Source organism: Azospira restricta (assembly GCF_016858125.1).
Classification (GTDB): Bacteria; Pseudomonadota; Gammaproteobacteria; order Burkholderiales; family Rhodocyclaceae; genus Proximibacter; species Proximibacter restrictus.
Genome location: NZ_CP064781.1, coordinates 522,342 through 535,016, shown reverse-complemented (window position 1 = coordinate 535,016; position 12,675 = coordinate 522,342). Strand labels below are relative to the sequence as shown.

Genomic DNA, 12,675 nt, shown 5'->3' with positions numbered 1-12,675 from the left:
CATTCGCTAACGCAAGGAAGCCCCACGCAATGAGCCGCGACATGAAACCCAAACGCGCCCCGGCGAAGAAGAAGTCGGCCGGCGGCACGCTGGTCGGCCTGTTCGTCGGCCTCGTCCTCGGCATCGTCGGGGCGGCGGCGGTCGTCTGGTACATCAACAAGATGCCGGCGCCGTTCAAGCCGCAGGTCGCCGTGCCGGCGACGGGCAACGGCGCCAAGGCGGTGCCCGCGGCCAACGGCGCGCCGGCGCCGCTGCCGGGCAAGCCGGGCGATCCGGTGCCGGAGAAGCGCTTCCAGTTCTACGACATCCTGCCGGGCAAGGCCGAGGCCAAGGTCGACCCCGCGGCGCCGGAGCCGAAGGAGGCGAAAGGCAAGGAAGTCGAAGCCGCCGGCAAGGAGAGCATCTACCTGCAGGCCGGCTCGTTCCAGAATCCGGGCGACGCCGACAACCAGAAGGCGAAACTCGCGTTATTGGGCATGGAGGCCGCCATCCAGCAGGTGATGGTGCAGGACAAGGTGTGGTACCGCGTCCGCCTCGGGCCGTATGCGAAGATCGACGACGTCAACCGGGTCCGCTCCGAACTCGCCAAGCAGGGGATCGAGGCGGCCGTAGCCAAGAAGGATTAAGGAGAAGAACGATGCACAAGCGCACTTTCGTTTCGTTGCTGGCCGGGTTTGCCGCGGCCCTGATGATTTCCGCTTCGGCGCAGGCGCAGGTCGCCGCCGGCCGCGACTACGTGCCGATCGAACCGGCGCAGGCGAGCGAGAATCCGGCCAAGATCGAAGTGATCGAGTTCTTCTCCTACGGCTGTCCGCACTGCAACGACTTCCACCCGCTGATCAGCAAGTGGGCGGCGAAGCTGCCGGCCGACGTCGTCTTCAAGCGCGTGCCGGTGTCCTTCGGCCGCGCGCAGTGGGCCAACATCGGCAAGCTGTACTACGCCGCCGAGGTCATCGGCGAGCTCGGCCGCCTCGACAACGCCGCCTTCCAGGCGATCCACGAGAAGGGCGTCAAGCTCTACGACGAGGCGACGATCATGCAGTTCGCCGTGCAGCAGGGCGTCGACGGCAAGAAGTTCGCCGACGCCTTCGGCTCCTTCGGCGTGCAGAGCAAGATGAAGCGCGCCGACCAGATGACCCAGGCCTACAAGGTGCAGGGCGTCCCGGCGATCGCCGTCGACGGCCGCTACATGGTGCTGAACGAGGGCATCAAGAGCTACGAGGAACTGCTCGCGCGCACCGACAAGGTGATCGCCAAGGCGCGCAGCGAGAAGAAAAAGTAAGCCGCGTGCCGGCCGTTCCCGCGTCACCGGAAACCCGCAGCCCGCTGCGGGTTTTTCTTACCGGCGCCTCGAGCGGCATCGGCGCCGCGCTCGCCCGCCACTACGCCGCCGAGGGCGCCGTGCTCGGTCTCGCCGCGCGCCGCGCCGACGCGCTCGCCGCGCTGGCGGCGGCCTTGCCCGGCGAACACGCGACCTATCCGCTCGACGTCGCCGATGCGCCGGCGCTGGCCGCGGCCGCTGCCGACTTCGTCGCCCGCTTCGGTGCGCCGGACATCGTGATCGCCAACGCCGGGGTGTCGGCCGGCACGCTGACCGAGCACAGCGAAGACCTGGCGGTGTTCCGCCGCATCATGGACACCAACGTCTACGGCATGGCGGCGACCTTCGCGCCGTTCATCGGGCCGCTGCGCGCCGGCGGTGGGGGCGGCCGCCTGGTCGGCATCGCCTCGGTCGCCGGCATCCGCGGCCTGCCCGGCGCCGAGGCCTACAGCGCGTCGAAGGCGGCGGCGATCGCCTACCTGGAGAGCCTGCGCCTGGAGATGCGGCCGTACGGGATCCAGGTGGTGACCATCGCTCCCGGCTACATCGACACGCCGATGACCGAGATCAACCCCTACCCGATGCCCTTCCTGCTGCCGGCCGACGCGGCGGCGCGCCGCTTCGCCGCGGCGATCGCGCGCGGCACCAGCTACGCGGTGATTCCGTGGCAGATGGGGGTGGTCGCCAAGCTGCTGCGCCTGTTGCCGAACTGGGCTTACGACCGCCTCTTCGTCGCTGCGCCGCGCAAGCCGCGGCTTTGATTTTTGTCCTTATAATCCGCGCCTGACCGATCAAGAGATTGCCGCGATGAAACGCCCCCTGTCCCTCGCCCTCGCGCTCGCCGCGCTCGTTCCCGCGCACGCCGCCGAGGCCGACGGGCTGGCCGCGGTCGCCCGGCTCGGCCGGCTCAACGGCCAGGCGCTGGCCTGCAAGCAGATGGACGTGGCGGCACAGGCGAAGAATGCGCTGGTCGCGCTGGCGCCGAAGACGCGCGAGGTCGGCGAGCGCTTCGAGGCGGAAACCAACCGCAGCTTCCTGTCGCCGGCCGCGTGCGGCGAGCGCCGGCGGCTGGCGGCCGAGGTCGACGCGGCGGTGCTCGAACTGCGCCTGGCCTATCCGTCGGCGCGCGACGCCGGCGCCGAGCCGCCAGCAGCCGGCGAGGTCGTTCCCCGCTACCTGCTCGCCGACCACCACGGCCGCACCGTCACCGACCAGGATTTCCGCGGCCGCTTCCAGCTGATCACCTTCGGCTACATCTCGTGCCCGGACGTCTGCCCGACGACGCTGGCCGAGATGGCGGCGGTGCTGAAGGCGCTCGGCGAATCGGCGAAGCGCGTGCAGCCGCTGTTCGTCACCGTCGATCCCGAGCGCGACACGCCGGCGCTGCTGAAGGAATACACGGCCACCTTCGATGCGCGCATCCTCGGCCTGACCGGCTCGCCGGAGCTGGTCCGCGGCGTCGCCGACAACTTCAGGGTGCGCTACGAGAAGGTGCGCGAGCCGGGGGCGCCGGCCGAGCGCTACACCGTCGACCATTCGGCGGGGATGTTCCTGCTCGGGCCGGACGGCCGCCTGCTCGCCCGCTTCCCCTATGCGCTGCCGGTCGCCGACCTGACCCGGCGCATCGCCGACCAGCTGCAGGCGGTGCCGTAGGCCGCGTCAGGACGGCTTGCGGCTGACCGTGGCGACGACGACGTTGCCGCAGCCCGGATACTCGATGCTGGCGAAGCTGGTGCGCTGCGCCATCGCGATGCCGCGGCCATTCGGGTCGAAGATCCGCGTCGGATCGAAGTCCAGGTAGCGCTGCCAGTCGAAGCCGGCGCCGGCGTCGCTGATCGTGAAGCGCAGGCAGTCGGGCTGCGGCTCCAGGCGCACGTGCGCGACGCGCGCGCGGAACTGCGGCAGTTCCAGGCGGCGGCCGATTTCCGCGTGCCAGTCGTTCTCCATCAGCAGCAGCGTCTTCTCGCGATAGCTGATGCCGAGGTTGCCGTGCTCGATGGCGTTCACCATCAGCTCGCTGATGCCGAACAGCGCGGCCTGCGGGTTCGGGCACAGGCCGGCGAGGAACTCGGCGAGCGTGCGCGCCTCGTCCAGCGTGCGGAAGCTGAACTCGATCGACGACAGCTGCTGGAACGCCCGCTCCATGCTGCCGGCGCGGTTCACCGCGCTGCGCAGCGCGCGCTGGTCGCCGAGCGCCGCGCGCACCACCGCGCACAGCGTCTCCGGTTCGTAGGGCTTGGTCAGGTAGTAGTAGGCGCCGGCGGCCAGCCCTTCGCGTACCTGTTCCGGCGTCGAGGCCGCGGTCTGCATGATCACCGGAATCCCGGCGAAGCGCGGGTCGCCCTTCATCCGCCGCAGCAGCTCGAGGCCGTCGAGCGCCGGCATGATGCGGTCGAGGATGACCAGGTCGTACGGCGCGTTGGCGCCTGTCAGCGCCTGCCAGGCAGCTTCGCCGTCGCCGGCGCTGTCCAGCCGGTAGTCGGTCTCTTCCGACAGGTATTCCTCGATGATCGCCAGGTTCAGCGGCTCGTCGTCTACGGTCAGGATGCGGGTCGGGGCCATGGCGCGGTTGTCTCCTCGGGTTGTGGTCGCGGCGCCGTTCCTGTTGTTGTGCGGTGGCGGCGGTCGGCTGCGCGGACACCGGGGCGGCGAAAACGCAGTATATATGCACTTGTCCTTGATTGAGCTCACTCATGCGCCGAAAGCGCTATTGACCCACATCAAGGGGCGCTTGCCGGGGCGGCGGTAGACTGCCCAGCTTCCCGTATTTCCTCCGCAGAAACCATGGACCGTTCCGCCCTGCCGGACCTCGTTTGCCCCGCCGGCAGCCTGCCGGCGCTGAAGGCCGCCGTCGACAACGGCGCCGACGCCGTCTACCTCGGCTACAAGAACGACACCAACGCCCGCAACTTCGCCGGCCTCAACTTCGACGCGAAGACCATGGCCGATGGCGTCCGCTATGCGCACGACCGCGGCTGCGAGGTGCTGATGGCGATCAACACCTTCCCGCAGCCAGGTCGCGTCGCCGACTGGCGGGCGGCGGTCGACGGCGCCGTCGGCCTCGGAGTGGACGCGATCATCCTCGCCGACGTCGGCCTGCTCGACTACGCGCGCAACCGCCACCCGCAGCAGCGCCTGCACCTGTCGGTACAGGGCTCGGCGACCAGCTACGAGGCGATCAACTTCGCCCACCGCGAATTCGGCGTGCTGCGCGCGGTGCTGCCGCGCGTGCTGACGCTGGCGCAGGTCGAGCACGTGATCAAAAACACGCCGGTCGAGATCGAGGTCTTCGGCTTCGGCAGCCTGTGCGTGATGAACGAGGGCCGCTGCTGGCTGTCCTCGTACGCCACCGGCGAATCGCCGAACACCGTCGGCGCCTGCTCGCCGGCGAAATACGTGAAATGGGACAAGAAGCCGGGGCAGATGGACACGCGCTTGAACGGCATCCTCATCGACCGCTTCGCCGACGACGAGCCGGCTGGCTACCCGACGCTGTGCAAGGGCCGCTTCGAGGTGCAGGGGGAAACCTACTACGCGCTCGAGGAGCCGACCAGCCTGAACGTGCTCGAGATCCTGCCCGAGATCATCAAGATCGGCGTCAAGGCGATCAAGGTCGAGGGGCGCCAGCGCAGCCCGGCCTATGTGACGCAGGTGACGCGCACGCTCAGGGCCGCGCTCGACGCCTTCGCCAACGAGAGCGAGCGCTACCACGTCAAGCCGACCTGGCAGGCCGAGCTGGCCAAGGTCTCGGAAGGCAACCAGGCGACGCTGGGCGCCTACAACCGCCCGTGGCGGTGATTTTTTCCTGAATTGCGGATGAAGAACATGAAGCTCGCGCTGGGCCCCCTGCTCTATTTCTGGCCGAAGGCCGAAGTCATGGAGTTCTACGCCGAGATGGCGCAGAACGAGGCGATCGACATCGTCTATGTCGGCGAGGTCGTCTGCTCGCGCCGGCAGCAGCTGCGCACCGCCGACTGGATCGGCCTCGCCCGCGACCTGACCGACGCCGGCAAGGAAGTCGTCGTCTCGGCGCAGGCGCTGCTCGAATCGGAGAGCGACCTGAAGGCGATGCGCCGGCTGATCGACGAGGCGGGCTGCAAGATCGAGGCCAACGACCTCGGCGCGGTGAACCTGGTGCAGGGCAAGCTGCCCTTCGTCGCCGGCCCGCACCTCAACATCTACAACGAGGCGACGCTGGCCACCTACGCGCGCTACGGACTGAAGCGCTGGGTGCCGCCGCTGGAAGCCGACCGCAAGCTGGTCGAGACGCTGCACCGCTCGCGTCCGGAAGGCGTCGAGACCGAGGTCTTCGTCTTCGGCAAGCTGCCGCTCGCCTTCTCGGCGCGCTGCTTCACCGCGCGCCACTACAACCTGAACAAGGACGACTGCCAGTTCAAGTGCCTCGACCACCCGGAAGGGATGACGCTGAAGACGCGCGAGGGGCAGAGCTTCCTCGCCATCAACGGCATCCAGACGATGTCGGCGCAGAGCTACAACCTGCTCGCCGAAGTGCCGACGCTGCGCGAGCTGGGCATCGACATCATCCGCGTCAGCCCGCAGCCGGCCTATACTGCCGAGATCGTCGCCGCCTTCGACGCCGCCCGCCGCGGCGAACCGGCGGCGGCCAATGCCGCGTGGAACCCGGAAGGCCTCGTCGACGGCTACTGGTTCGGCGACGCCGGCATCGCGCAGCGGCATACGCAGGCCGTCGCCGCACTCACAGGAGCATGAGCATGGACCAGGGATTCACGATTCCGAAATTCCAGCTGCCGGGCTTCATCGCCCGCATCGGCGAGAAGCTGCCGCAATGGCCGCACGCGGTGGCGCTGACCACCGCGCTCAACGCCGCGGCGAAGCTGGGCCTGTTGCCCGAAGACAGCCTGGCGGCGATGGAAGGCAAGACCTTCGTCGTGCAGGTCTACGACACCGGCGGCCAGGCCGCCTTCACCTACCGCGGCGGCTTCTTCCGCCCGCTGTTCCGCCCGGCCGGCACGCCGGACCTGGCCTTCCGCGCCAACCTCTCCGCCTTCCTGCAGGTGGCGACGCGGCAGGAAGACCCGGACACGCTGTTCTTCAACCGCGAACTGTCGATCGAGGGCGACACCGAATTAGGCCTGATCGTCAAGAACATGCTCGACGCGATCGACCTCTCGCAGCTGAAGCCACGCCTGCCGCAACTGCCGCGCAGCCTGCCCTTCATCAGCCAACGCTGATTTCGCCGTCGACCACCCGCGTCGTGCGCTGCACGATGCTGATCGTCTCCTCGGTGGTGATCGGCGTCTCCGCGCCGTTCAGCGCGCGGATGCTGGTCGGCCCGAGGTAGACGTCGACCGAGGGCTGCAACTGCCCATTGTTGCCGAGCACCTTGCCGGTCAGCACCGGGTAAGCATGCTCCAGCGCATGCAGCGCCTCACCGACCGTCTCGCCGCTGACGGTAACTTCCTCGTGACCTTCCACCAGCGGGCGCAGCGGCGGCGGGATGTGGATGGAAACAACCGGTGCGTCGATCATGGTCAATCTCCTCTTACACCATTCTTTATAGCTCAGACCGCGGCTGGCGGGAGGGTGTTCCGGGGCGGGGGGCATGTGGGCGCGGGCTGGAGCGCCGCGGCCGCCAGCCTTGCCGGTTTCTGCATCTCCCTGGTTGTTCAGGGAATTCGTATCACGTTGGTTTTCTTCCCTTGGCCGCCGCGGCAAAAAGGCGTTCTATAATCGGCGCATGAATACGGTCATCCAACTCGACAATCAGGACGACAAGGCGCAGCGGCAGAAGGCGTTCCGCAAGCAGTTCGCGGAGAACCTGAATGCGGCGCTGGATCGTCGCGGGGCGATTCCGGTCGGCTACGGCCGGGTGACGGCGGTAGCCGAGCTGTTCGGCGTCAGCCAGAACACCGCGGCCAACTGGCTGCGCGGCGAAGGCGTGCCCGAGCTGGCGCGGCTGCCGGAGATCGCGGAAACCCTCAACACCACCGTCGAGCAGCTGGTGGTCGGCGCGCAGAGCACCGGCGCGCACGCCATCGACGAGCGCTATACGGTGATCGACATCCACGGCAGCGACGCGGACGAGGCGCATTCGCTGTATATGCTGCCGGAGGCGCTGCGCGAGGTCGGCCTGCCGCGCGGCGTGACGGCGATGCGGATGGCCTCCGACGACATGGACCCCTACCTGCGCCCGGGCGACGTCGTCTTCTACGACCCGCGCGTCAACCGCCTCGTCGGCAACGGCGTCTATGTACTGCGCGTGCACGGCGCATTGGTCGTCCGCCGCATCCAGCGCGGCACCGTCGACGGGCTGCGCCTGATCTGCGACAACAACCGCTTCGGCAGCGAGACGCTGTCCGAGGAGGCGCTCGCAGCGAGCGGCATCGAGGTCGTCGGCCACGTCGTCGGGCGCCTGCTGGTCGGACGTTGAGCCTCGCTGCCGGTTCGCCGTCGCTGCTCTACCTGCACGGCTTCCGCTCCTCCCCGCAGTCCTGGAAGGCCCGCCTGCTCGGCGCGGCGCTGGCCGAGCGCGGCCTCGCCGACCGCTTCCACTGCCCGGCGCTGTCGCACGACCCGGCCGTCGCCATTGCGCAGGCCGAGGCGATCCTCGCCGAGCATCCCGCGTGCACGCTGCTCGGCAGTTCGCTCGGCGGCTATTACGCGACCTGGCTGGCCGAAAAATATGGTTTGCCGGCGGTGCTGATCAACCCGGCGGTGGTCGCGCCGCTGTCGCTGGAGGCCTACGTCGGGCCGCAGACCAATCTCTACAGCGGCGAAGTCTTCGAATTCACCGCGGCGCACATCGCCACGCTGCGCGCGCTGGAGGTGCCGCGGATCACGCCGGAACGCTACTGGCTGCTGGTCGAGGAGGGCGACGAGCTGCTCGACTATCGGGCGGCGGTCAGCCGCTACGCCGGCTGCCGGCAGACGGTGCTGCCCGGCGGCGACCACAGCTTCACCCGCTTTCCCGATTTCGTGCCGCAAATCATTGAATTCTGCGGGTTATAATCCGCAGGATGTTTGTTCTATTCGAAGAAGACGGCGCCTTCAAGGCCGGCTCACTTCTCGCCGACAACGACGCGTCGTTGCAGGTCGAGATGGTTTCCGGGAAGCGCGCCAAGATCAAGGCGGCGAACGTGCTGCTGCGGTTCAGGGAGCCTGCGGCGAGCGCCTTGCTCGATGCCGCGGAGCCGGTGGCCGAGGGCATCGAGGCCGAGTTTCTCTGGGAGTGTGCTGGCGATGGCGAATTTTCTTTTCTTGATTTTGCCCGCGACTACTACGGCCACGAAGCCTCGCCGGTCGAAGCGACTGCGATCCTGCTGGCCCTGCACGCAGCGCCCGTCTACTTCCATCGCAAGGGCAAGGGCCGCTTCCGCAAGGCGCCTGCCGACATTCTGGCAGCCGCTTTGGCCGGTCTTGAAAAGAAGCGTCAGCAAGCGCTCGCCATCGAGCGCATGGTCGAAACGCTGAAGGGCGGGCAGCTGCCGCCGGAGTTCCCGCCGCTCTTGCGCGAGCTGCTCTACAAGCCGGACCGCAACAAGCCGGAGACCAAGGCGCTGGAGACCGCCTGCGCCGACCTCGGCGTTGCCGCCGTGCACCTGCTGGCGCGCTGCGGCGCGATCCGCTCGGCGCACGACTACCACTTCCAGCGCTTCCTCAACGAATACTTCCCGCGCGGCACCGGCTTCCCCGACTGCGCGGTGCCCGAGGCCGGTGCTGGCCTGCCGCGCGCCGAGGTGCGCGCCTTCTCGATCGACGATGCGGCGACCACCGAGATCGACGACGCCTTTTCGGTGCAGGCGCTGCCCGGCATCGGCTGGCGCGTCGGCATCCACATCGCCGCGCCGGGGCTCGGCATCCTGCCCGGGTCGCCGCTCGACGCGGTCGCCCGCGAGCGGCTGTCGACGGTCTACATGCCGGGCAACAAGATCACGATGCTGCCCGATGCGGTGGTCGAGCGCTTCACGCTGTCGGCCGGCCGCAACTGCCCGGCGGTGTCGCTGTACCTGACGGTCTCGCCGGAGCTGGAGATCACCGGCCACGAGTCGCGGCTGGAGATCGTGCCGGTGGTCGCCAACCTGCGCCACCACGAGATCGAGCCGCTGTTCAACGAGGCCACGCTGGCCGCCGGCCTGCCCGAGTTCGCCTTCTGCGACGAGTTGAAGCTGCTCTGGCAGCTGGCTTGCGCTTGCGAGGGGCGGCGCGGCAAGCCCTCGGCGGTGCAGGGCGTGAACGACTACAACTTCGCGATCGAGGGCGACCTCGCCGACGCCGAGCACTGTCGCGTCGAGATCAGCGAACGGAAGCGCGGCAGCCCGCTCGACAAGCTGGTCGCCGAGCTGATGATCGTCGCCAACAGCACCTGGGGCGGCCTCTTGGCCGAGAAGGGGATCGCCGCCATCTACCGCGCGCAGACCGCCGGCAAGGTGCGCATGACGACCTCGCCGCTGCCGCATGACGGCCTCGGCGTCGCGCAGTACGCCTGGTCCTCGTCGCCGCTGCGCCGCTACGTCGACCTGGTCAACCAGTGGCAGCTGATCGCCCACCTGCAGGACCTGACGCCGCACTTCGGCGGCAAGGGCAAGACCAGCAACGACGCGCTGTTCGCGGCGATGCGCGACTTCGACCTGACCTACGCCGCCTACGCCGAATTCCAGCGCGGCATGGAGCGCTACTGGTGCCTGCGCTGGCTGCGCCAGCAGGGGCTGACCGAGATCGACGCGACCGTGCGCCGCGAGAACCTGGTCAAGCTCGACCACCTGCCGCTGCTGCAGCGCGTGCCGTCGCTGCCGGAGCTGCCGCCGGGGCAGCGCGTGCGCCTCGCGCTCGGCGAGATCGACGAGCTGACGCTGGAATTCGACTGCCGGCATCTGGAAACCCTCGGCGCGGCCGAGGCCGTCGCCGACGACGAGGCGGCAGGCGACTGAGATGGCGACCGCGCTGCCGATGCCCCTGGCGCTGCGCGACCCGGCGACGGACCGCAAGCTGTGGCTGGCCGTCGGCGCCTCGCTGCTGCTGCACGGTGGCCTGCTGTCGCTGAACTTCCAGTTCCCCGACGCGACGCGCGCGGTCAAGGACAAGGCGCTCGAGATCATCCTGGTGAACAGCAAGTCGGCACGCCGGCCGTCGGAAGCGCAGGCGCTGGCGCAGGCCAACCTCGACGGCGGCGGCAACGTCGACGACAACCGCCGGGCGAAGACGCCGCTGCCGCCGTCGGCGCGGCAGCAGGCGGGGGCCGACCTGGAACAGAAGCAGCGCCGCGTGCAGGAGCTGGAGGCACGCCAGCAGAAGCTGCTGGCCGAGGCGCGCAGCAAGGCGACGGCGGCGCCGCAGGAGCAGCGCGAAGCGCAGCCGGAACCGGTGCCGGCGCTGTCCGGGCGCGAGCTGGCGTCGTCGGCGCTGGCGATGGCGCGGATGGAGGCGGAGATCGCACGGAACGTGGACGAATACAACAAGCGTCCGCGCAAGAAGAACATCGGCACGCGCGCCGACGAGTACCGCTTCGCGCAGTACGTCGAGGACTGGCGGCTGAAGGTCGAGCGCGTCGGCACGCTGAACTACCCCGAGGCGGCCAAGGGCAAGCTCTACGGCAGCCTGGTCCTCTCGGTCAGCATCCAGAGCGACGGCGTGGTGCAGAAGATCGAGATCAACCGCAGTTCCGGGCACCGGACGCTCGACGATGCGGCGCGCCGCATCGTGCAGATGGCCTCGCCGTATGCGCCGTTCCCGCCGGACATTCGGCGCGACACCGACATCATCGAGATCACGCGCACCTGGTCCTTCACGCGCGGCGACGCGCTCGAGACGCGCTGACGGAGTCGGTATGAGCGACCGCTACTGCGTCATCGGCAACCCGATCGGCCACAGCAAGTCGCCGGCGATCCATGCGCTGTTCGCGCGGCAGACCGGCGAGGACCTCGTCTACGAGGCGCGGCTGGCGCCGCTCGACGGCTTCGCCGCCGCCGTGCGCGCCTTCGCCGCCGCCGGCGGGCGCGGCGCCAATGTCACCGTGCCGTTCAAGGAAGAGGCCTTCCGTCTGTGCGACGCGCACAGCGACCGCGCGCGGCTGGCCGGCGCGGTGAACACGCTGTCCTTCGCCGACGGCCGCATCGTCGGCGACAACACCGACGGCGCCGGTCTCGTGCGCGACCTGGTGTTCAACCTGAAGACACCGCTCGCCGGCCGCCGCGTGCTGCTGCTCGGCGCCGGCGGCGCCGCCCGCGGCGCGCTCGGGCCGATCCTCGAGCGCGAGCCGGAGGCGGTGGTGATCGCCAACCGCACCGCGGCGCGCGCCGAGGATCTCGCGCTGCATTTCGCCGAGGTCGGCCCGGTGCGCGGCTGCGGCTTCGCCGATCTCACCGGCGAGAGCTTCGACGTCGTCGTCAATGCCACCGCGGCGAGCCTCGCCGGCGAGGTGCCGCCGCTGCCGGAAGGGGTTTTCTCGCCGGACGCGCTGGCCTACGACATGATGTACGGCAAGGGCGACACCGCCTTCCTCGCCCATGCCCGCCGGCTCGGCGTCGCACGCCTCGCCGACGGCCTCGGCATGCTGGTCGAGCAGGCCGCCGAGGCCTTTTTCGTCTGGCGCGGCGTGCGCCCGGATACGCTGCCGGTCCTCGCCGCGCTGCGCGCGGCATGAAGCGCATCTCCGGCTGGCTGCGCCGCACGCTGCTCGCGCTGCTGGCGCTGCTCCTCGCCTACCTGCTCTGGCTGTTCGGCTGGGTGCTCTACTGGGGCTGGTTCAACCCCGGCACCACGCGCTTCATGGAGATCCGCCTCGCCGAGCTGCAGGCGAAGCAGCCGAACGCGGCCTTGAAGAAGCAGTGGCTGCCCTACGAGCGCATCTCGATCCATCTCAAGCGTGCGCTGATCGCCGCCGAGGACGCCAAGTTCGTGCACCACGAGGGCTTCGACTGGGAGGGCATCCAGCGTGCGATGGAGAAGAACGAGAAGAAGGGGCGCGCCGTCGCCGGCGGCTCGACGATCTCGCAGCAGCTCGCCAAGAACCTCTTCCTGACGCCGACGCGCTCGCTGCTGCGCAAGGGCGAGGAGGCGATCATCACGCTGATGATCGAGGCCGTGTGGAGCAAGCGTCGCATCTTCGAGGTCTATCTGAACGTCATCGAGTGGGGCAACGGCGTATTCGGCGCCGAGGCTGCCGCCCGCCACTACTACGGCGTCGGCGCCGGCCAGCTCGGTCCGGAGCAGGCGGCGCGGCTGGCGGCGATGGTGCCCAGCCCGCGCTTCTACGACCGCAACCGCGGCGCGCCGGGGCTCGCCCGCAAGGCCGAGATCATCCTCGCGCGCATGCCGGCGGCCGCCGTTCCCTGATCCCGCGCGCAAAGCGTGCGGCGTAACGTTTCCGTAATTGT

The 12,675-nt window shown here is 69.3% G+C and carries 15 protein-coding genes; 13 read left to right on the top strand and 2 right to left on the bottom strand.

What is annotated here, in order from left to right; all coding sequences use genetic code 11:
* Positions 1-41 precede the first annotated feature (41 nt).
* Genes IWH25_RS02570 through IWH25_RS02555 form a run of 4 tightly spaced genes read left to right on the top strand, consistent with a single transcriptional unit; the run spans position 42 to position 2,974 of the window.
* Positions 42-626 (top strand): SPOR domain-containing protein, encoded by a 585-nt coding sequence (locus IWH25_RS02570; RefSeq protein WP_238998978.1) that lies wholly within the window; start codon positions 42-44, stop codon positions 624-626.
* Between the two features lie 11 nt (positions 627-637).
* Positions 638-1,282, top strand: coding sequence for a thiol:disulfide interchange protein DsbA/DsbL (locus IWH25_RS02565; protein ID WP_203387798.1), 645 nt, complete (start codon positions 638-640; stop codon positions 1,280-1,282).
* 5 nt (positions 1,283-1,287) lie between these two features.
* Positions 1,288-2,082 carry an SDR family oxidoreductase gene (locus IWH25_RS02560; protein WP_238998977.1) on the top strand — a complete coding sequence of 265 codons (795 nt, stop codon included), beginning with the start codon at positions 1,288-1,290 and terminating at the stop codon, positions 2,080-2,082.
* A gap of 46 nt (positions 2,083-2,128) precedes the next feature.
* On the top strand, positions 2,129-2,974 hold the full coding sequence (locus IWH25_RS02555) for an SCO family protein (RefSeq protein ID WP_238998976.1): 846 nt from the start codon (positions 2,129-2,131) through the stop codon (positions 2,972-2,974).
* Positions 2,975-2,980: 6 nt separating this feature from the next.
* Here the strand turns inward: IWH25_RS02555 and IWH25_RS02550 are convergent, their stop codons facing one another.
* Positions 2,981-3,883 (bottom strand): response regulator, encoded by a 903-nt coding sequence (locus IWH25_RS02550; RefSeq protein ID WP_203387797.1) that lies wholly within the window; start codon positions 3,881-3,883, stop codon positions 2,981-2,983.
* A gap of 222 nt (positions 3,884-4,105) precedes the next feature.
* Here IWH25_RS02550 and ubiU point away from each other — a divergent pair, with 222 nt between their 5' ends.
* Genes ubiU through ubiT form a run of 3 tightly spaced genes read left to right on the top strand, consistent with a single transcriptional unit; the run spans position 4,106 to position 6,534 of the window.
* A complete protein-coding gene (gene ubiU / locus IWH25_RS02545; RefSeq protein WP_203387796.1) occupies positions 4,106-5,119 on the top strand; it encodes a ubiquinone anaerobic biosynthesis protein UbiU in 1,014 nt (337 codons plus the stop codon).
* 27 nt (positions 5,120-5,146) lie between these two features.
* A complete protein-coding gene (locus IWH25_RS02540; protein ID WP_203387795.1) occupies positions 5,147-6,052 on the top strand; it encodes a U32 family peptidase in 906 nt (301 codons plus the stop codon).
* Between the two features lie 2 nt (positions 6,053-6,054).
* Entirely contained in the window at positions 6,055-6,534 is a 480-nt protein-coding gene (gene ubiT / locus IWH25_RS02535) for a ubiquinone anaerobic biosynthesis accessory factor UbiT (RefSeq protein WP_203387794.1), read from the top strand.
* On the opposite strand, the gene IWH25_RS02530 is transcribed toward ubiT, so the two are convergent.
* Complete coding sequence (locus tag IWH25_RS02530; protein ID WP_203387793.1) at positions 6,521-6,832, bottom strand: ubiquitin family protein; 312 nt, start codon at positions 6,830-6,832, stop codon at positions 6,521-6,523. The two genes, ubiT and IWH25_RS02530, sit on opposite strands and share 14 nt — an antisense overlap.
* A 208-nt stretch (positions 6,833-7,040) precedes the next feature.
* Between IWH25_RS02530 and IWH25_RS02525 the strand changes: the two genes are divergently transcribed.
* The 6 genes from IWH25_RS02525 to mtgA are packed head-to-tail and all read left to right on the top strand — an operon-like array spanning position 7,041 to position 12,634.
* On the top strand, positions 7,041-7,733 hold the full coding sequence (locus tag IWH25_RS02525; protein ID WP_203387792.1) for an XRE family transcriptional regulator: 693 nt from the start codon (positions 7,041-7,043) through the stop codon (positions 7,731-7,733).
* Entirely contained in the window at positions 7,730-8,311 is a 582-nt protein-coding gene (locus tag IWH25_RS02520) for a YqiA/YcfP family alpha/beta fold hydrolase (protein WP_238998975.1), read from the top strand. The genes IWH25_RS02525 and IWH25_RS02520 overlap by 4 nt, the downstream gene beginning before the upstream one ends.
* 8 nt (positions 8,312-8,319) lie before the next feature.
* On the top strand, positions 8,320-10,230 hold the full coding sequence (locus IWH25_RS02515) for a ribonuclease catalytic domain-containing protein (RefSeq protein ID WP_203387791.1): 1,911 nt from the start codon (positions 8,320-8,322) through the stop codon (positions 10,228-10,230).
* Between the two features lies 1 nt (position 10,231).
* The gene (locus IWH25_RS02510; RefSeq protein ID WP_203387790.1) at positions 10,232-11,116 is read left to right on the top strand and encodes an energy transducer TonB; all 885 of its coding nucleotides are present in this window, start codon (positions 10,232-10,234) and stop codon (positions 11,114-11,116) included.
* 10 nt (positions 11,117-11,126) lie between these two features.
* Positions 11,127-11,942, top strand: coding sequence for a shikimate dehydrogenase (gene aroE / locus IWH25_RS02505; protein ID WP_203387789.1), 816 nt, complete (start codon positions 11,127-11,129; stop codon positions 11,940-11,942).
* Entirely contained in the window at positions 11,939-12,634 is a 696-nt protein-coding gene (gene mtgA, locus IWH25_RS02500) for a monofunctional biosynthetic peptidoglycan transglycosylase (protein WP_203387788.1), read from the top strand. The genes aroE and mtgA overlap by 4 nt, the downstream gene beginning before the upstream one ends.
* Positions 12,635-12,675 lie beyond the last annotated feature (41 nt).

What these genes read in the sequence shown, in the direction of transcription:
- IWH25_RS02510 (WP_203387790.1), top strand. Translation starts at nt 10,232, where the DNA reads ATGGCGACCGCGCTGCCGATGCCCCTGGCGCTGCGCGACCCGGCGACG.
- IWH25_RS02525 (WP_203387792.1), top strand. Translation starts at nt 7,041, where the DNA reads ATGAATACGGTCATCCAACTCGACAATCAGGACGACAAGGCGCAGCGG.
- mtgA (WP_203387788.1), top strand. Translation starts at nt 11,939, where the DNA reads ATGAAGCGCATCTCCGGCTGGCTGCGCCGCACGCTGCTCGCGCTGCTG.
- IWH25_RS02530 (WP_203387793.1), bottom strand. Translation starts at nt 6,832, where the DNA reads ATGATCGACGCACCGGTTGTTTCCATCCACATCCCGCCGCCGCTGCGC.
- IWH25_RS02515 (WP_203387791.1), top strand. Translation starts at nt 8,320, where the DNA reads ATGTTTGTTCTATTCGAAGAAGACGGCGCCTTCAAGGCCGGCTCACTT.
- aroE (WP_203387789.1), top strand. Translation starts at nt 11,127, where the DNA reads ATGAGCGACCGCTACTGCGTCATCGGCAACCCGATCGGCCACAGCAAG.
- ubiT (WP_203387794.1), top strand. Translation starts at nt 6,055, where the DNA reads ATGGACCAGGGATTCACGATTCCGAAATTCCAGCTGCCGGGCTTCATC.
- IWH25_RS02570 (WP_238998978.1), top strand. Translation starts at nt 42, where the DNA reads ATGAAACCCAAACGCGCCCCGGCGAAGAAGAAGTCGGCCGGCGGCACG.
- IWH25_RS02550 (WP_203387797.1), bottom strand. Translation starts at nt 3,883, where the DNA reads ATGGCCCCGACCCGCATCCTGACCGTAGACGACGAGCCGCTGAACCTG.
- IWH25_RS02555 (WP_238998976.1), top strand. Translation starts at nt 2,129, where the DNA reads ATGAAACGCCCCCTGTCCCTCGCCCTCGCGCTCGCCGCGCTCGTTCCC.
- ubiU (WP_203387796.1), top strand. Translation starts at nt 4,106, where the DNA reads ATGGACCGTTCCGCCCTGCCGGACCTCGTTTGCCCCGCCGGCAGCCTG.
- IWH25_RS02565 (WP_203387798.1), top strand. Translation starts at nt 638, where the DNA reads ATGCACAAGCGCACTTTCGTTTCGTTGCTGGCCGGGTTTGCCGCGGCC.
- IWH25_RS02540 (WP_203387795.1), top strand. Translation starts at nt 5,147, where the DNA reads ATGAAGCTCGCGCTGGGCCCCCTGCTCTATTTCTGGCCGAAGGCCGAA.